15 protein-coding genes are annotated in these 17,166 nt (G+C 48.7%); 11 read left to right on the top strand and 4 right to left on the bottom strand.

From position 1 onward, the window contains the following. Positions 1-168: 168 nt before the first annotated feature. Both NSQ91_RS26600 and gpmA read left to right on the top strand, forming a co-directional pair. Positions 169-954, top strand: a complete 786-nt coding sequence (locus NSQ91_RS26600) for a helix-turn-helix domain-containing protein (protein WP_076304897.1) — start codon at positions 169-171, stop codon at positions 952-954. A 779-nt stretch (positions 955-1,733) separates the two neighbouring features. Further along, positions 1,734-2,477, top strand: a complete 744-nt coding sequence (gpmA, locus tag NSQ91_RS26595; RefSeq protein WP_076141983.1) for a 2,3-diphosphoglycerate-dependent phosphoglycerate mutase — start codon at positions 1,734-1,736, stop codon at positions 2,475-2,477. Positions 2,478-4,140: 1,663 nt separating this feature from the next. On the opposite strand, the gene asd is transcribed toward gpmA, so the two are convergent. Both asd and NSQ91_RS26585 read right to left on the bottom strand, forming a co-directional pair. Further along, positions 4,141-4,932 (bottom strand): archaetidylserine decarboxylase, encoded by a 792-nt coding sequence (gene asd / locus NSQ91_RS26590; protein ID WP_076130450.1) that lies wholly within the window; start codon positions 4,930-4,932, stop codon positions 4,141-4,143. A gap of 86 nt (positions 4,933-5,018) precedes the next feature. Beyond that, entirely contained in the window at positions 5,019-6,113 is a 1,095-nt protein-coding gene (locus tag NSQ91_RS26585) for a YheC/YheD family endospore coat-associated protein (RefSeq protein WP_076305679.1), read from the bottom strand. 217 nt (positions 6,114-6,330) lie between these two features. On the opposite strand from NSQ91_RS26585, the gene NSQ91_RS26580 reads away from it, so the two are divergent. Continuing rightward, positions 6,331-11,019: a WIAG-tail domain gene (locus NSQ91_RS26580; RefSeq protein WP_076305680.1), complete on the top strand. Its 4,689-nt coding sequence runs from the start codon at positions 6,331-6,333 to the stop codon at positions 11,017-11,019. Positions 11,020-11,317: 298 nt separating this feature from the next. Here the strand turns inward: NSQ91_RS26580 and NSQ91_RS26575 are convergent, their stop codons facing one another. Further along, complete coding sequence (locus NSQ91_RS26575; RefSeq protein ID WP_179088269.1) at positions 11,318-11,467, bottom strand: hypothetical protein; 150 nt, start codon at positions 11,465-11,467, stop codon at positions 11,318-11,320. 268 nt (positions 11,468-11,735) lie between these two features. Between NSQ91_RS26575 and NSQ91_RS26570 the strand changes: the two genes are divergently transcribed. Genes NSQ91_RS26570 through NSQ91_RS26555 form a run of 4 tightly spaced genes read left to right on the top strand, consistent with a single transcriptional unit; the run spans position 11,736 to position 15,008 of the window. Then, positions 11,736-12,578 (top strand): glycosyltransferase family 2 protein, encoded by an 843-nt coding sequence (locus tag NSQ91_RS26570; protein ID WP_249267796.1) that lies wholly within the window; start codon positions 11,736-11,738, stop codon positions 12,576-12,578. Further along, positions 12,575-13,495: a glycosyltransferase family 2 protein gene (locus NSQ91_RS26565; protein WP_143763963.1), complete on the top strand. Its 921-nt coding sequence runs from the start codon at positions 12,575-12,577 to the stop codon at positions 13,493-13,495. The genes NSQ91_RS26570 and NSQ91_RS26565 overlap by 4 nt, the downstream gene beginning before the upstream one ends. After that, positions 13,492-14,229 carry a glycosyltransferase family 2 protein gene (locus tag NSQ91_RS26560; protein ID WP_076142551.1) on the top strand — a complete coding sequence of 246 codons (738 nt, stop codon included), beginning with the start codon at positions 13,492-13,494 and terminating at the stop codon, positions 14,227-14,229. The genes NSQ91_RS26565 and NSQ91_RS26560 overlap by 4 nt, the downstream gene beginning before the upstream one ends. Before the next feature lie 47 nt (positions 14,230-14,276). Next, positions 14,277-15,008 (top strand): sugar phosphate nucleotidyltransferase, encoded by a 732-nt coding sequence (locus NSQ91_RS26555; RefSeq protein WP_076208710.1) that lies wholly within the window; start codon positions 14,277-14,279, stop codon positions 15,006-15,008. 65 nt (positions 15,009-15,073) lie between these two features. On the opposite strand, the gene NSQ91_RS26550 is transcribed toward NSQ91_RS26555, so the two are convergent. Further along, on the bottom strand, positions 15,074-15,589 hold the full coding sequence (locus tag NSQ91_RS26550) for a GNAT family N-acetyltransferase (RefSeq protein ID WP_076305681.1): 516 nt from the start codon (positions 15,587-15,589) through the stop codon (positions 15,074-15,076). A 195-nt stretch (positions 15,590-15,784) separates the two neighbouring features. Between NSQ91_RS26550 and NSQ91_RS26545 the strand changes: the two genes are divergently transcribed. From NSQ91_RS26545 to NSQ91_RS26530, 4 genes are read left to right on the top strand one after another with little or no spacing between them, the layout of a single operon-like run. Then, the gene (locus tag NSQ91_RS26545; RefSeq protein WP_036679726.1) at positions 15,785-16,072 is read left to right on the top strand and encodes a hypothetical protein; all 288 of its coding nucleotides are present in this window, start codon (positions 15,785-15,787) and stop codon (positions 16,070-16,072) included. A 24-nt stretch (positions 16,073-16,096) separates the two neighbouring features. Next, complete coding sequence (locus NSQ91_RS26540; protein ID WP_036679724.1) at positions 16,097-16,441, top strand: hypothetical protein; 345 nt, start codon at positions 16,097-16,099, stop codon at positions 16,439-16,441. Beyond that, entirely contained in the window at positions 16,438-16,740 is a 303-nt protein-coding gene (locus NSQ91_RS26535) for a hypothetical protein (RefSeq protein WP_051491084.1), read from the top strand. Before NSQ91_RS26540 ends, NSQ91_RS26535 begins: the two co-directional genes overlap by 4 nt. Continuing rightward, entirely contained in the window at positions 16,721-17,161 is a 441-nt protein-coding gene (locus NSQ91_RS26530) for a hypothetical protein (protein WP_139330222.1), read from the top strand. The genes NSQ91_RS26535 and NSQ91_RS26530 overlap by 20 nt, the downstream gene beginning before the upstream one ends. Positions 17,162-17,166: the final 5 nt, after the last annotated feature.

Below are 17,166 nucleotides of genomic sequence, written 5' to 3'. Positions count from 1 at the left end.
TTACGAGGTGGGTTTTGCTAACAAAACAAAGCGAATGCTTACGAAGCAAGTTTTGCGAAGAGGTTTAAAGTAGGTTTGCTCACAAAACAAAGTGAAATGCTTACGAAGCAAGTTTTGCGAAGAAGTTTAAAGTAGGTTATGCTAACAAAACTTTTAGGAGGGAACGTTATGCTGCATGCATCGCCGTCCTCTTTTGTTATTTTGCCGGCTCTGGCTAAGATTGTATGCGAGCCGGGCTGGAAATGGCAAAAAAGAGAGAAGTCGCTGCAAAATTATGATTTATTTTATGTATGGAGCGGGGAAGGGACGGTTGTGCGTAACGATGAACCCTTTCAAGTAGGCAAGGGAAGCTGCTTCCTTTTTCGTCCGGGTGACCATACAAGTGCTACACATAATCCGCAAAAGCCACTTGTACTTACATATATTCATTTTGATGTCTCCGAAGAGGTGAAGGATATTCCGCTGCCCTATCGTGAGCTTACAGAAACCGTTGAATTTGAACATCTGCTTGCTCGGTACGTTCGACTATTTCTGGTGGATACTTACGCCGCTGAGGAAGAAGGGCAGCTTGTACTGAAGCAGCTGATGATTCATCTGCTGAGGGAGGACCGTGTGAAGCCAGTAGAACGTTATGTTAGCAACCATTTGACAGAAATCATTCACGAAATAGCGAACTATGTGAGCCAGCATCCGGGGATTGCACATCGTGTAGAGGATCTTGCTGCTCGTGCGGGGCTTTCACCGCGGTATTTTTCAATTAAGTTCAAGGAGCTTACGGGTTCTTCTGTGCAGTCTTATGTCATCCGAGCCCGGATTGAGCGTGCTCAGCATTTACTGCTGTACGCGGGAATGAATGTTACTGAGGTAGCAGATGCGCTTGGGTATCGTGACATTTTCTTTTTCAGCCGCCAGTTCAAGCAATATACCGGAAAAAGTCCATCTGAGATCCGCTGATTCACTTTTTTTGTTTCAGTTTGTTCAACCAAGGGTAAATACTTTGCAGTTTAGTTTACAGAGAATTTACATAACTTCTTGGAAGGAGACTCTTGGCATGATCATCAGACGCAGAATTTGCAACACGGATTGTAAGAGTGGAGGCGGAGGTATTTTTAGAAACCGCTTAAAACGGTTAAAGCAGGCGAATGCTTTTGTCGTGGATAGCTGGTTCTAATTGAACAAGCAAGCATAGAATCGCATGATATGACTAAAAATATAAATAGCCGGGGCCGTGAGGCATCCGGTTTTTTTGTGTTGTTAGAAAATGATATATATAATGAACTTAAGTCGAAGATTAGAGTAACTGATGGGCATTTCATCGTGCCTCACGTTGTATTTTGTACAATAGATTGACTCTAATAGCAGTCGAATTTGAATTCTGAAGCACATCTTACATTCAAATTCAGGATAAACAGCCTTTCTAGAGATTATCACGATAATCTATTGCACGAAGTACAATGTAATGTATCTTCAAGTGAAAGTTAAGATTTTCTGTTGCACATTCTGCAATGAAGCGTACGCTCATTTACCGCAATATCCACACACCATTCACGCTCCATGCACGCCTCATTCACGTACCTTTGAGGATGTTTAATTGGCCTAACTATGAGGTAGCGGTAGATATTTATTTCTACGATTGGGTTATTACTAAGGTGAGAGCTTTCTGCGATACGTTTCGCATAATGTTGTTCGTCGGTAGAATATATAAGGTTCATAGTTGGAAGGAGAGAGAGAAAATGTACGAAATCGTACTTATACGTCATGGTGAGAGCCAGTACAATGTACAGAATTTGTTCACAGGCTGGAGTGACCCGGATTTAACTGAGAAGGGTATCCAAGAGGCAAAGACTGCTGGTAAGCTGTTGAAGGACGCTGGGTATACATTTGATCTGGCTTTTGCTTCGGTACTCAGACGCTCGATTAAAACTCTTAACTATGTACTGGATGAGATGGATTTGCTGTGGATTCCCGTGCAAAAGTCTTGGAAATTGAATGAACGCCATTACGGGGCATTGCAGGGATTAAGTAAAAGCGAGACAGCACTAAAATATGGAGATGAGCAGCTGCATATCTGGCGGCGGAGTTTATCGGTGAGACCCCCGTTGCTGGAGCTTGATGATCCTAGGTATGCCAGAAACGATATTCGCTACAGCAGTGTTCGTCCGGGAGATATCCCGCGTGGAGAGAGCCTGGAGGACACTGTACATCGTGTAGGCGATTTCTGGGGAAACCGGATCGTACCTCTTTTGCGTAAAAAAGAACGGGTGCTTATCTCAGCCCACGGCAATACGCTGCGTGCATTGATTAAATTTATGGAGGATATTGATGAAGCGGCATTACTGGAGCTCAATATCCCTACCGGAGTACCACTCGTGTACAAACTGGATGAGGACATGAATCCTATCAGTCGCTTTTATCTAGGCGATCCGGAACAGGTAGCGGCCAAGGCGCTTGATGTTGCTAAGCAGGGACATGTGTAATTGGCGTGTAATAAGCGTATAGGCGTACCAGGTGTATTGAGTATGACGGATGTACAGTAATAAGCAAAACGGGGCGTAAAGGTTAAATAAGCGCATCAGGCGTAATAGGTTATATAAGCGTAACAGGCGTATTAGGTGTAATAAGCATATTAGGGCGTAGCAGGTTGAATAAGCATAACAGGTGTAGTAGGTTAAATAGGCGCAACAGGTGTAATAGGTGGGTTACATGAAAAGATAAAAGGACAGCCTTGGGGCTGTCCTTTTTGTTATTAGTGTGTTTGTGACCAATTAAATGTGCGAAAATGGCGCGTTTAAGGTCAGTTGGGTCCGATGGCGTTGAATGCTAACCTTTCACCAACTTTCCGTTGATTCTCGACCAACGCTCGACCAGCCCTCCACTAACGCTCGACCAGCCCTCCACTAACGCTCGACCAGCCCTCAACTACCGCTCGACCAGCCCTCCACTAACGCTCGACCAGCCCTCCACTAACGCTCGACCAGCCCTCAACTACCGCTCGACCAGCCCTCCACTAACGCTCGACCAGCCCTCCACTAACGCTCGACCAGCCCTCAACTAACACTCGACCAACCTCCACCAACGCTCTGCAAATGCTTACGGACTCAGCCGTCGCTATTTGCCCATTTATCGCTATTTGAGCGGAGTTTCGGACTCCAGCGTCGCTATTGCCCAAGAATCGACTCTAATATGGCGTTTTTCATGCCAATAGCTGCGGTGGAGTCCGATAGAATTGCAAATGTGTGAAAAAGCCGCGTATAAGGTCATCTGGGTCCGATAGCGCTGAGGCTAACCTTTCACCAACTTTCCGTTGATTCTCGACCAACTCTCGACCAGCCCTCAACTAACGCTCGACCACCTTCCACCAGCTCTCGACTAGCCCTCAACTAACGCTCGACCAACCTCCACCAACGCTCTGCAAATGCTTACGGACTCAGCAGCCGCTATCTGCCCATTTATCGCTATTGGAGCGGAGTTTCGGACTCCAGCGTCGCTATTGCCCAAGAATCGACTCTAATATGGCGTTTTTCATGCCAATAGCTGCGGTGGAGTCCGATAGAATCGCAAATGTGTGAAAAAACCGCGTATAAGGTCATCTGGGTCCGATAGCGGCGAGCACACACCTTCCACCAGCTCTCGACCAGCTCTCGACCAGCTCTTGACCAGCCTCAACCAGCCCTCAACTAACACTCGACTAGTCTACACTAACGCTCGACCAGCCTCGACCAAAGCTCTGCAAATGCTTACGGACTCAGCCGCCGCTATCTGCCCATTTATCGACATTTGGGCGGAGTTTCGGACTCCAGCGCCGCTATTGCCTAAGATCTCGCACAAATAGGGTGTTTTTCATGCCAATAGCTGCGGTGGAGTCCGATAGATTTGCAAATGTGCGAAAAAGCCGCGTATAAGGTCAGCTGGGTCCGATAGCTAGCGATAGGTGTACGTTGGCTAGCGATAGGTGTACGATGGCTAGACGATATGTATACGTTGGCTAGCGATAGGTAGATGATAGCTGGACGATAGCTAGAGCGTTCGCCTCCGCAACTGTGCTCCACACGAAGTCCCCAAAATTAGAGGGCACCCCAGCAGCCATTTCATGGCTTTTGAGGCACCCTCTAATTTTTCTGGGAATTCGCCTAAATCTCCCTACAAAGGTCGATGCAACGTTCCCAGTAGTTCGCCCATTTTTACCTTTGAGTTGACCTCAAGCTTGGGTCTCGGGGTAAAGGTACCGCTTTCCGTGAGCAGCACTACGGTGGAGCCAAACTCAAAATAAGCCAGATCATCGCCAATTTGCCACTCGGCAGCGGTATCATCCGTATAACGAATACTGCTGACGTTCATTGCGCCTACCTTTACTACCGCGGTTTCTCCGTGACTCCCGGCAATATACGTAATGAGACGTTCGTTGCGGTTCAGGACACCCTTCATATGTCGCATTCCGAAATCGTTGACAGGATAGGCCCGTCCGCGAATATAATCGCTCTCCACCTTTTGTCCGGTAAGGGGAGAGTGTATCCGGTGATAATCGGTAGGACTCAAATAAAGAACGAAGAAAAAACCCTTCTTGTACAGCTCCAGATGCGGGGAGTGATTAAGGAGATCCTCGATCTTATAATCCTGCCCTTTTACATTCATAATCGTACCGGCGTTAATGTCACCCATAGCAGTAATCGTTGCGTCTACGGGACTAACCAAAGCGTCAGCGTCGGTTGCAATAGGCCGCATGCCCGGCTTCAGCCGGCGGCTGAAAAACTCATTAAGAGTGAGATATTCTCCAGGATTTTTCTCCGCTTGAGCGGAGGGGATTTGATAAGTCTTAATAAATGCCGGGATAAGAAAACGGCTGATTCTACTATGAGAAAAAGATCCCATTAACCGTGAAAGCCACCGGTGTGAGGATAGCTCGGTCATCAGCCGTAGCAATTGTTTTACCATGCCCATCTCCCTTCCATAATGCAGCAGTACGGTTGTATACGGGTCGTCTCTGCTCTGCATTATATTGACATAGAATAGGAGACAAATCAATAACTGTTATATACCGTACTGTTCGTTTCTATTAAAAAACGCGCGTATCCCATAGGTCTGCGATAGCTGTCTTTCCAAATTTCCGTAAGGCCGGCTTTATGAAATCCGTAGCGTTGGTCGCGACCGTTACATTCTATGAAGAAGAGTCGTCCGTCCTTAGTAATGCCTATATCCAGTCCGATATCGGCCAGTCCGGGAAGGTCTTGCTCCAGACACCGTGCGATTGCAAGGCTAAGTATTTCGACAGACATACGGATGTGGGCCGCTGTGGATCTTGAAAAGGCCTTTTCGAGCGCGAGGGAGGAGCTTAACGCTTCTCCTCCGCGGGCTATATTGGAGACAAAGCCCCCTGGGGCAGCCAGTTTGGCGAAGAGCCCAGTGACCTGCCAATCTCCTCCCCAGCCGCGCTGAACGGTGACGCGTAGATCAAAGGGACGTCCTCCAATCTCAGCAAGGGGAATACGTTCTTGTACAAGATAAGGCACGGAGGTTAGGCGTGCGCGGAGCGCTTGTGGCAACGCCGCCTGATTGACGGGAATACTTCTCCAGCGCTGCATCGAAGGGGAGAGGTAGCTCAAGGTCCAACGCTGAGCTCCCTTGCGGACCAGCCGCATGACCCCATTCCCTATACTTCCCCGGCAAGGTTTAAGAATTAGATCGGGATAAAGATTCATCATTTCTTTTAGGCCTGAGACTCTCGTTGTTACGGGTAAATATTCGCGAAACTCCGTATTTTTTTCAAGCAGCTGATGGATCACATCTTTGCCGTATCGATTACATGTATTGAAAATCAGGGGATAGTGCTTCAGCAGACGCTGCATCCCAGGGCTGTTTTTGCTGTATATTGCCCGGTTATGGATAACAGCAGGCGTAGGAACAACTACGCTTTTATATCCATTAGCTCCCTTTATATAGGCGGCACTAAATCCTGTGTCCGTATCGATGTCCGCGAGCTTCAGGAAGCAAGGGACTAAACCGTATGCCGCCGCGGCCTCTTCATAGTTGGATAGAGACTCCTGTCCTGTTTTTAGCCGGGGAACGCCCCGGTGCATATCGGCATTTAGTAATATTCCAACGAGCTTATGCCCCATGTTTGTTCCTCCTGTTTCATCGGTTACATGATCCCTGCTTTTTCTACTCTTGTCATAGTATGTTTGTACCCGCGTGTCAGGGTGGACGAATGCGCGAAGGCAGATGCCTTTTTTTATACATAATCTTATGAAGGCCTCATCGCAAAAGGGTGTCATAAGCCCATACCGCTGCATATGATGCCTAGGAGAAACATTAGATGGAAGGAGGAGACTGCTTGTGAGGGGTTCCAAAAAAAAGCAGCCGCGCAGTCCACAGAAACGACTCTATTTTGTAGATAATCCCAATAAAGAGGAACTGAGTATGCTGGATACCAAAAGCAGCTCTAGAAGCTCGGGGAATAACAGTGACGGAGTCAGTGAAGCAGAGATCGCGGAAGTTCAGGTAAGTGGGGGAGCAATAGCTGAAGTCGTTCTAGAGGAGCCAACTTCTGCTCCAGTTCTACAATTGGAGCCGGAGCTTATAGAGGAAGCGCAGCTTCAGAAACAGGCGGATAATCTTCCTGAAACCGTATGGTTCGCTCCTCCAGAGAAAGAACGTTTTCAGCCCGTTTATACAGATGATCTTTCGGATGCAGCGGTGACCGGAGCCAAAATCGCTCCACGTACCATTGACGGTTCTAAGCTAAAGTTCGGCATTATTGGTACACCTTGGCTGCAAGATTACGCTGTACAGAGTATCAATATCGCGGACAAGGCAGTCACTTCTGCAAAAATCGCACCAGAATCGATAGTGGGCGAGCATTTAGCAGAAGGAAGCGTTAGTGGCGGTAAGCTGCTGGATCATTCGATCAGTGGAGAGAAGCTGAAAAATGGCAGTATTAGTCCAGAGAAGCTGGCTGATCGGATTATAGGCGGCGGTCAAATTGCAGATAAAGCTATTGAGAGCCGCCATTTAAGCGATTTGATTATTACTGCGGATTTACTGGAAGATGGAGCCGTTACTAGTGACAAAATAGGAAGCAGTAGCATCACAAGCCGCCACCTAGCAAACGGCAGTGTTGACCGTTCCAAGCTGGCCGATGCAGCGGTATCTGGCGATAAAATAGCTGATGGTGAAATCAGCAGCTCAAAGCTAGCGGATGCTGTCATTGAAGGCCGCCATCTTAGCGACGCTTTGATAACCGCCAGACACCTGGCCCCGGGAGCGATTGGTTCTGATCAGCTTGCCAGCAAATTGATCGGTAAGGAACAGCTGCAGTCGGGTATTATCGAAGGCGGGCATTTAGCTGATGGAGCTATAGGTTCTAAGCAACTTGGTGCAGATGTCGTAAGAAGCGTACATTTAAGCCCAGAAAGTGTGAATGGTAATCATATCGGTGATGGCGAAATATCAAGTCGGCATTTGGCTGACCGCAGCATCTCTTTTTTAAAGCTGGCTGAGGGTGCAGTAGGGACTGCGCAGTTAGTGGAGCAAGCGGTAACCTCGTCCAAAATTGCTGACCAAAGCATTCTCCCACATAAGCTGGCAGACGAAGCAGTGACCACAAGACATATTGCTAAATCCGCCATTCGCGGACCGCAAATTGCTATGCAAGCCATAACTTCTATTCATCTGGAACGCGAAGCAGTGAATCATTCGCATATAGCTGCGGAAGCGGTCGGCTCGGAGCAGCTCAAGGAAGAAGCTATTCAGACTCAACATTTATCTTCCGGTGCTGTGACTGGAGAACAGCTGGCTTCAGAATCTGTGGGTGGGGAGCATCTTCGTGCACAGAGCGTTACTTCAGCCAAGTTGGCAGATGGAAGTGTAAATGCAGCTAAGCTGGCAGCGGGTGCAGTGATTGGCAGCACGATTGCGCGTGAAGTAGTCAGTGGTGAACATATCGCTTTTTGTACAGTGGAGGAAAAACATCTGGCGGATGCCAGTGTGAGCGGCCGTGTATTGCAGGATGCTGTGGTAAATAAGGATCATTTGGCCACGGGAGCCGTGGAACGAAGACATCTTGGTGAAAATAGTGTGACTTCCGCTGCGATTCAGTCGGGCTCAGTTTCAGGAGATAAGCTGGCTTCCGCTGCGGTGAGAGAAATTCACCTGGCAGCAGGAGCCGTGCAGCCTCATCATCTGGCCGATCATGCAGTGACCTCGTTGAAGCTTTCACCGGAAAGTGTCTCAACGGATAAAATCAGTGATTTAGCAGTCACTTCGGCTAAGCTTGCAGACGGCAGCATAGAATCCAGTAAACTGGCGGCGTCAGCAGTTCAAGCGGAGCATTTGTCGGTAAATGCTGTGAGTTCGAAAACCATAAGCGAAAGTGCTGTTCAAAGTAGACATTTGAATCCTGGCAGTGTCAGTGGGGCGCATATCCGGCCGTTGTCTATCGGGAATGGTCATATCCTTCCGAATTCTATTTCTGCAGTTCAAATCCAAGAGGGCAGTATTAATAGCTCTAAGCTGGTAAAAGGTGCCGTGGATTCTCAGCATCTTTCACCTGGTAGTGTGGACGGCAGCCATCTGTGTATCGATACGATTGAAGGCCGTCATATCCTACCGGGTGAGATCACGCTGGCTCATCTGGCGGAAGAGGTACGTAGCTCTGAATTGCTGCCAGACGGCTGCATAACTGGGGAGAAGCTGGCAGAAGGATCGGTAGATTCCAATCATCTCCTGCCTGGAAGTGTGAACGGAAGCCATTTGAACTCGGGTTCTGTAGAAGGTCGACATATCCTACCGGGTGAGGTCACGCTTGCTCATCTGGCTGCAGATGCATATACCTCCGACTTGCTGCCTGAAGGCAGTATTACCGGGAAGAAGCTGGCGGGAGCATCTGTGGATTCTTTTCATTTAGTGTTTGGAAGTGTGGAAGGCGGACATCTGAGTTCAGGTTCCGTCGAAGGACGTCATATTGGAAAAGGTGAGATTACCCTAGCTCATCTCGCCGATGAAACCCGAAGCGCTGATCTGCTGCCAGACGGTAGTATTACTAGAGAGAAGTTGGCGGAAGAATCCGTAAGTTCTATACATCTAGTGCCTGGCAGTGTGGATGGCAGCCATTTAGGACCAGACACAGTTGAAGGACGTCATATCCGATACGGTGAGATCACGCTGGCTCATTTGGCAAAAGAAACACGCAGCTCCAAATTGCTGCCAGACGGTAGTATTTCTGGAGTAAAGCTGGCACATGCTTCCGTAAATTCAAATCATCTAGTACCTGGCAGTGTGGAAGGCGTTCATCTAAGTTCAGGTTCTGTCGAAGGGCGCCATATTGGAAAAGGTGAGATTACGTTAGCTCATCTGGCCGAAGAAACACGTAGCGCTGACTTGCTGCCAGACGGTAGCATCACTCGAGAGAAGTTGGCGGAAGAATCCGTAAATTCTAATCATCTGGTGCCTGGAAGCGTAGATGGCAGTCATTTGAGTCCAGACACAATAGAAGGACGTCATATCCGATATGGTGAGATCACGCTGGCTCATTTGGCCGAAGAAACACGCAGCTCCAATTTGCTGCCAGACGGTAGCATTACTGGGGAGAAACTGGCGGAAGCATCCATAAATTCAAATCACATTGTACCTGAAAGCGTGGAGGGAACTCATCTGAGTCCGTCTGCAATAGAAGGACGCCATATTGGAAAAGGTGAGATCAAGCTAGCGCATCTGGCGGATGAGGTACGCAGCTCCGAGCTGCTGCCAGACGGAAGCATTACTGGGGAGAAGCTGGCGGAAGCCTCCGTAGAAGCAATTCATCTAGTGCCTGGAAGTGTGGATAGAACTCATCTGAGTCCGTCTGCAGTAGAAGGTCTCCATATTGGAAAAGGTGAGATCAAGCTAGCACATCTAGCGGATGAGGTACGCAGCACCGAGTTACTGCCGGATGGCAGCATTACCGGTAAAAAGTTGGAGGGTGGATCTATTACTGCCTACCACTTGGCTCCTGGCAGTGTCTATGGGGGACACTTAGGGGGGAATGCGGTAGATAGCCGCCATATCCGTGCTGGAAGCATTACTCTGAATCATTTGGCAGAAGAAGTGCGCAGTGCTGATTTATTACCGGAAGGCAGTATTACAGGCGAGAAGATTGAAGTCGCGACGATTCAGTCTTTCCATTTAGCCCAAGGCAGCGTCTCTGGAGGTCATTTGGCCGGGGATGCGGTGGATGGCCGCCATATTCGATCGGACAGCATCACCCTGAATCATTTGGCAGAAGAGGTACGCAGTGCGGATTTGTTGCCGGATGGCAGCATTACGGAAGAAAAACTCGCTGAAGGCTCCGTGAGTTCTTCACATTTACAACCATGGAGTGTTTACGGAGAGCATCTTGCTGACAAGATCGTGGCAGATCGGCATTTGCAGCCTGGCATCATCAAATTAGAGCATCTTGCGGATGAAACACGCAGCTCAGCCCTGCTCCCGGATGGCAGTATCAACGGAGCTAAGCTGAAGGAAGGCAGTATCGAGTCCGCTCATCTGACAGAAGGTGCAGTAGGGACAACAGAGCTTCAGGATGAAGCAGTAGTAGCATCCAAAATCTCTTCGTTTGCGATTCAAGCCCGCCATCTGGAAGAAGAAAGTGTTCAGGAATATCATATTTCCCCAGGTGCAGTAAACGGGACTCATCTGGCACCGAACTCTGTAAATACAGATCATCTGTCCTTCAGTCCGATTCAGACAGCTGGGAAGCGAGAAGCACTACAACAGTTTGGAATGACAGCATTTATGTTCAATGGGGATGCAGAGAGTGTAGAGGTGACCGTATCGTTTGATGAGAGCTTTGGGCATACGGGTTATGTGCTTGTTGCCATGACCAATCAGCCTTACTTCTATGCTTCCTTAAAGAGCAGAGCCAATGGAGAAGCAGTGATTCAAGTGGTGCGGTTGCGCGAAACTCCGCATTTCTATGGGGTTATCTCTTGGATTGCTATAGGTGCTCCCTTAGCTAAACCGGCAGCAGATGATCGTGTATTTGATTGAACCTTAAGCAATTCCTCTTAAAAACAGCAGAGCAGCGAATCTCCTTATTGGAGATCGCTGCTCTGTTTTTTTGGTGGGGAACGGTACTTGTCAGCATCGCCGGGTTTAATCAATCGCTGTGGCTGCGGTTCTGTCCGATAGCCTGGTACTCTAAACATCTGCTACTACTTACGGACCCAAATGGCGTTATTTGCAGGTTTGTTGTCTTTTGAGGCTGGTTTCGGACTCTAGTGACGCTATTGTATAGAAATAGAGCCTTATTGGGTTCTTTTGATGCCAATAGCTGCTATGGAGTCCGTTAATAATCTAAAAGTGTGATAATGCGGCGAATAGGAGCAACTGTGTCCGATAGCGCCAAAGTATAATCATCCGCTGCAGATTCGGCTGTGTCCGATAGTGCAAAATTATAATCATCCGTTGCGGATTCGGCTGTGTCCGATAGTGCCAAAGTATAATCATCCGTTGTGGATTGGGTTGTGTCCGATAGCGTCCTAACCTAATCCCCCTGCTGTGTTACTGCGTTCGTTACCGCCGCAGGTTGTGTCCGCGGCAGCTGGCTATGCGCAATGTATCTAAGCCGAAGTTTGGTGGGGAGTACATTTGTCCTGTTTTCAGAACGACAGGAGACAATTGCCGTTACCCTGTGCGTTATAGTACATAAACTGTGATGTAACCCTCAGCCTGAAGAATTGGCTCTGTAAGGAAGGTGGATGAGCATGAAGCCCAAACGAACTTCTGCCCGCCGCACAGGGCGGCGGGTCTCTCGGATGAAGCGGCGGACTTCACGCCCAGTGCGGCAAGTCGCTGTAGTCCCTATAGTTAACCATCCTAATCCCTATGTTTCGGTTATTATTCCAGCCATGAATGAAGCTCAGACCATTGCGGGAGTGATATCTGGAGCCAGAGGGGTCCATCCGCGCTGCGAGGTAATTGTGGTCGTGAATGGATCCACTGATCAAACGGCAGGGATTGCACAATCGCTAGGTGCGCGTGTTATTTCCTATGAGTTGCCGCTTGGACACGACGCTGGCCGTAGTGTGGGAGCTGAGGCAGCCAAGGGAGAAATCCTATTGTTTACAGATGGAGATTTGGTGATACCTGCTTCGGGGCTGCGTCCTTACGTTACTGCTGTTAGTGGTGGAGTGGACATAGCGCTTAATGATTATTCCGGTCCGGTCCGGAAGCTGTCCCCCCATCCGGTGGTGCTGTCTAAACATGCACTGAATATTCTGCTGGGCCGTCCAGATCTGAAGGGATGTTCGATGACGGCAGTTCCGCACGCAATCAGCCGCAGAGCACTTGATATTTTAGGGAGCGATTCATTATCACGTCCTCCACTGGCGCATGCCCAGGCAATTCTTAGTGGACTGCATGTGGTAGCCGCTCACAAAGTACCTGTAGGGAAGTTAAATGCGGTGAGGCGCAAGGAAGACGGCATAGATCCATTGCAGCAGTTGATTACAGCAGATCATATGGAGGCTGTATCCCTCTTGCTGGAACATCGGGGGAACAGAGCGGGCTTTGGCGACGGAGCCCGGCGCAGAGAGATGGTGAGATGATGGTTGCAACTTTACGAGGCACAGCAGCTCGAACGGCAAAGAAACGCCCAATCCGTCACAGGTCAGCCAATCGCTCTGTAAAAGCCAACGCTGCTACTCGCCCGCTTCTGTCTCGGCAATCGAAGGCAGGCAAGGAGACTCTGAAATTACCGAAGTTACGCGGGACTTTGTCAGTCATTATCTCCGCGCGTAATGAGGAGCAGACCTTGTCCCGTCTGCTGCATCAGGTTGCACGGCTTGAACCTGCAGAAATTATCGTCGTACTTAATGGCTGCAGTGATAACTCTTTTCCTATTTCTAGACAACATCGTCAAGCCATTGTAGTACACTGCCCAGAGTCTGTCGGACATGATGTGGGCCGGGCTATCGGTGCAAAGCTGAGTCGCGGGGATATATTGCTTTTTCTGGATGGAGATATGGTCATTCCGGCCTCTCAGCTTGTTTCATTCACGGCGGCTGTAGATCGCGGAATTGATGTAGCTCTTAATGATTTAGACTCACTGATGCCTTCCTTTGGATTATGTGATGATGTCACCCGCAGCAAACTGTTTTTGAATTATGCTCTGGATAGGTACGATCTCGGGGTTAGCTCTATGACAGCTGTTCCTCATGCGCTTTCGCGGCATGCGCTTGAGACCATAGGCTACCGTGAATTAATGGTTCCACCTAAAGCCCAAGCTCGCTCTGTATTAGAAAAGTTACGGGTGGAGAAGGTAGGAACGGTAAATGTTATTAAACATAATCGGCTGCGCAAGGCAAATACAGGGGTTGGAAATGCTGTGGAAAAACTGATCATAGGAGATCATGCTGAGGCTCTACATGAGGTTCTTTCCCGGCGAAAAGCTGGCGGTTTGCTAAGTAGTGAAACACAGCGTGAGTACCGCAGACAGGTAGCCGCTTGGAGGAATCGGATATGACGCTGACGAGTATTATTATTCCAACCTACAATGCGCTGCCCTTGCTGCGGGCCTGTGTGGAATCTATTCGTGCCTACACTCCGCCGCCTTATGAGATTATCGTAGTGGACAATGCTTCAACGGACGGAACAGACACCTATTGCCGTGCGAATCATATAACGTTTATTTCATTGCCAGACAATCGCGGCTTTCCAACTGCATGCAATTTGGGGCTACAGCTAGCGTCAGGTGATGAAGTCCTGCTGCTGAATAACGATGTAGTGGTGTCTCAAGGATGGTTAACTAATCTGAAGAGGGCTCTATATAGTGCTCCTGATGTAGGTATTGTTGGACCAGTCACAAACTATGCCAGTGGACGTCAACAGGTGAAGACCGATTATGAAGGTCTGATAGGTTTTCATCAGGCTGCTGAGAGGGCGAACCTTCCAAATCCCCAGAAATGGCTGGAGACGAGACGGCTGGTAGGATTATGTTTTTTATTCAAAAGAGAGCTGCTAACTTCCGTAGGTCTACTGGATGAGAGATTCTCACCTGGACATTACGAAGATGATGATTATTGTTATCGCGCCAGGATAAAGGGATATCGGCTGCTTATCGCCGGGGATTGCTTGGTGCACCATGAAGGAAGTGCAAGTTTCAAGCAAGTTTACAATACCGGACTGCAAGAACTGGTGGAACGAAATCGCAAGATCTTTATAGATAAATGGAATGTAGATCCTATTAATTTTATATGAAGTGCAGATCCGAAGGCAAAGGACGTAGATAAAGAGGAGGAAAGTAAGTGAAAGGAGTCATACTGGCGGGCGGAACAGGATCTAGACTTCAACCGCTGACCCGGCTTATGAACAAACATTTGCTTCCGGTCGGCAAATATCCTATGGTCTGTTACGGCATAGACCGGCTTCGCCGGGGAGGAATTACCGACATTCTTCTGGTCATAAGCAAGCAGTCTGCTGGCCTGTACACGGATTTTTTAGGTAGCGGTGCTGCATTTGGTGTATCTCTGACCTATAAAATTCAGGAAGCTGCCGGAGGCATTGCCGAGGCGCTTGATTTAGCAGAAGGGTTCATTTTCCCAGGGGAACGATTTGTTGTATTGCTCGGGGATAATCTTTTTATGGATGATCTGAAGCCTTATGTGGAGAGTTATCTTCGTCAGCCAGCGGGCACTGCAAAGGTGTTGCTGAAGCCGGTGGAGGACGCGCGCAGATACGGTGTACCTGTATTTGATAGTCAAGATGCGGCATGGATTGCCTATATCGAAGAAAAGCCTGAGCATCCGAAGACCAATTATTGTGTAACTGGTATTTATATGTATGATGAAGCTGTATTTGATATCATCCGGCAGGTATCGCCTTCCAAGAGGGGGGAGCTGGAGATTACCGATGTAAATAATATATACGCCGCTGATCGCAGACTTAGTTATGATGTGCTTAAGGATTGGTGGAGTGATGCGGGGACGTTCCAGTCTTTACACGAGGCGGGGGAAAAGTTAAAAGATGCACTGCCATAAGGCAGTGCTTTTTTTGTTGTAATCCTGCTATAGATAGCCGCAAGGGCTTTGAAATCACACGTTACTCAGAGAGCTCGGGGGTTAGAAATCCTCCACCAGATTAAATCCTCAGTTTCTTTGTATCTCTCAGAGCCTAGACGCTCCAATACTTTGTGGGAGGCTGTATTATCTTTTTCAGTGTCAGCGATTACATAGACAGCTTGGGGATGGGAGAAGATCCATGCATTAATTGTGTGTAGTGCCTCTGTTGCATACCCTTTTCTTCTATATTTCTCATCAATCCCATACCCTAGAATAACCTCGCTTTTCTCATTCGGGTAACCTTTAAGGATAATGAATCCTATAATACATTGATCTTCCCGATGGATGATGGCCCAGTTCGTTAACCATAGGTAATGGTCGGGGTCCTGCTGCACCTTTTTTAGCCTGATCTGCATAGCATATTGCATTTCATCATCAAGCGCCGCACTGATGGCAGCTAAGCCTAATTGCTGCTGTAGCTCCGAATAGTTATCTATTGCTAGCGTGAGCTCTGGGGCAGTTAAAGGTATTAGATCGATACGCTTGCTTTCAAGCTTCATATATTCCCCACCAACCTTTGGTAAACTCAGGATTGTGCATTTCACATTTTAATCCTTTTAAATGTACTTAGCAATAACGTAATTTTTATGTCATTCCAGTCACGAATAGAGCCTTAACTTGTCGAGGATCCCGGCACCGTCCCGGCTCCTGCCGCATATGCTGTAGCAGGGCGTTTGAGCAAAGGAGACATGAAGGTGCAGAGTAAAATAACTAAAGTCCTGCAGCACATGGCCCATACGCACGAACAGATGGCGCGGATTCTAGATGCTGAGCGCCATGTGGCTGTCCGTATGTCGCAAATTGTCCACGATCTGCCAGATGCGGAGCCTGATTTTGATGGGATCAGCGGGATGATCGAAAGCTCAACTCAGGTAAACAAGAACATTATTGCTTACTTGAATGCACTTGCAGATCTGGAAGAAGCGATGGCTGATGGGGTAGGCAGAGTGATTAAGGAATTGAACGGTCAAGAAGAAGAGTAACGCTATAGGAGCAGGAGGCGGAAGATGAGCAGAGAAAAGGCTTATCTGCAAATGCTGGAGTCCACCGCCGCCATCCAGTGGAACGTTGCGTTGATTCTGGAAGCTAAGGCGGTTGAAGCTGAAAAGGTAAAGCAGTGGGCACAGCATCATATCCACGCTAGAGCCTTTGATTCCCACAGTGAGCAACTGAAGGAGTCCCTCTCTATACACGAGGTCATCGTGGAGATGGTCGAAGGGCTGACCAAACTGGAGAACGGACTCTACAGCAATTTAAAAGCAGTGCTGGGCAGTGGTGAAGACGATGGTGGCGGGGAAGGTTTTGGAGACATGTCAGGTGATGGCTTTAGTTTTGGAGAAGACAGCAAATGAGCGGGGACCGTCTCTCTGAACATGCCGTCAAGCTGGAGATGATTCGCTCCATTTCGCGCAGTCAGGCTGCTTTGGCGGCCATCTTGGAGAGCATCGCCGAATTGACGGAGCAATCTGAGTTGACGGCCCGCAAATTGAGCGACAATATCAGGATTTTAAGTGGGTATCAGAGTGCGATGTGCCGGATGATGTCCGGGATTTCATTACATCGTCCTAAACGGGGAATTCCTGCTGCGCCATGGCTGAGCAAGGCATACGCCGTAGGAACCTCCAGAGAACATGGAGCACAGGAGGAGTAGAAGCATGAAGAAAAAAAGCCGCAGAACGCTACGTTCAGGCAGAACCCGTAGACGCACATTGCTGCTCTCGCGGAAAGCAAAAGTTCGTAAAGGGCTAGCCCGTAAATCCCGCAGAGTTCTTGCCCGGAAAACTGCTCGTTATGGGAAGTCAAAGAAAGGCCTATTGCTACGCAAGAAAAGAAGACTTCGTCGCAAGCTTGTTCGTAAAGTAAGGGTTGCGCAGCCACCGGTGATTGTGGTACCCGTGAGCGAGGCTCCGCCTGCTCCACAGGTAATTCCGCTCCCCCCGGAGCTGGGCGTTTCGCCGGAAACGCCTCCGGCAGACGCCTTTCAACAGGGCTACACCGAAGCATACAACGTGGGGTTCGACGCCGGTTTCGCCAAGGGCTTCGAGGACGGGCATAAGCTGGAATTCAGCTAGGAGAC

Source organism: Paenibacillus sp. FSL R7-0048, from assembly GCF_038004505.1.
GTDB lineage: Bacteria > Bacillota > Bacilli > Paenibacillales > Paenibacillaceae > Paenibacillus_AQ > Paenibacillus_AQ odorifer.
This window is presented reverse-complemented; position numbering and strand designations above follow the sequence as displayed.

Excerpts from the sequence above, each read along its gene's own strand:
- NSQ91_RS26600 (WP_076304897.1), top strand. The coding sequence starts at position 169 with ATGCTGCATGCATCGCCGTCCTCTTTTGTTATTTTGCCGGCTCTGGCT.
- gpmA (WP_076141983.1), top strand. The coding sequence starts at position 1,734 with ATGTACGAAATCGTACTTATACGTCATGGTGAGAGCCAGTACAATGTA.
- asd (WP_076130450.1), bottom strand. The coding sequence starts at position 4,932 with ATGGTAAAACAATTGCTACGGCTGATGACCGAGCTATCCTCACACCGG.
- NSQ91_RS26585 (WP_076305679.1), bottom strand. The coding sequence starts at position 6,113 with ATGGGGCATAAGCTCGTTGGAATATTACTAAATGCCGATATGCACCGG.
- NSQ91_RS26570 (WP_249267796.1), top strand. The coding sequence starts at position 11,736 with ATGAAGCCCAAACGAACTTCTGCCCGCCGCACAGGGCGGCGGGTCTCT.
- NSQ91_RS26565 (WP_143763963.1), top strand. The coding sequence starts at position 12,575 with ATGATGGTTGCAACTTTACGAGGCACAGCAGCTCGAACGGCAAAGAAA.
- NSQ91_RS26560 (WP_076142551.1), top strand. The coding sequence starts at position 13,492 with ATGACGCTGACGAGTATTATTATTCCAACCTACAATGCGCTGCCCTTG.
- NSQ91_RS26550 (WP_076305681.1), bottom strand. The coding sequence starts at position 15,589 with ATGAAGCTTGAAAGCAAGCGTATCGATCTAATACCTTTAACTGCCCCA.
- NSQ91_RS26540 (WP_036679724.1), top strand. The coding sequence starts at position 16,097 with ATGAGCAGAGAAAAGGCTTATCTGCAAATGCTGGAGTCCACCGCCGCC.
- NSQ91_RS26535 (WP_051491084.1), top strand. The coding sequence starts at position 16,438 with ATGAGCGGGGACCGTCTCTCTGAACATGCCGTCAAGCTGGAGATGATT.
- NSQ91_RS26530 (WP_139330222.1), top strand. The coding sequence starts at position 16,721 with ATGGAGCACAGGAGGAGTAGAAGCATGAAGAAAAAAAGCCGCAGAACG.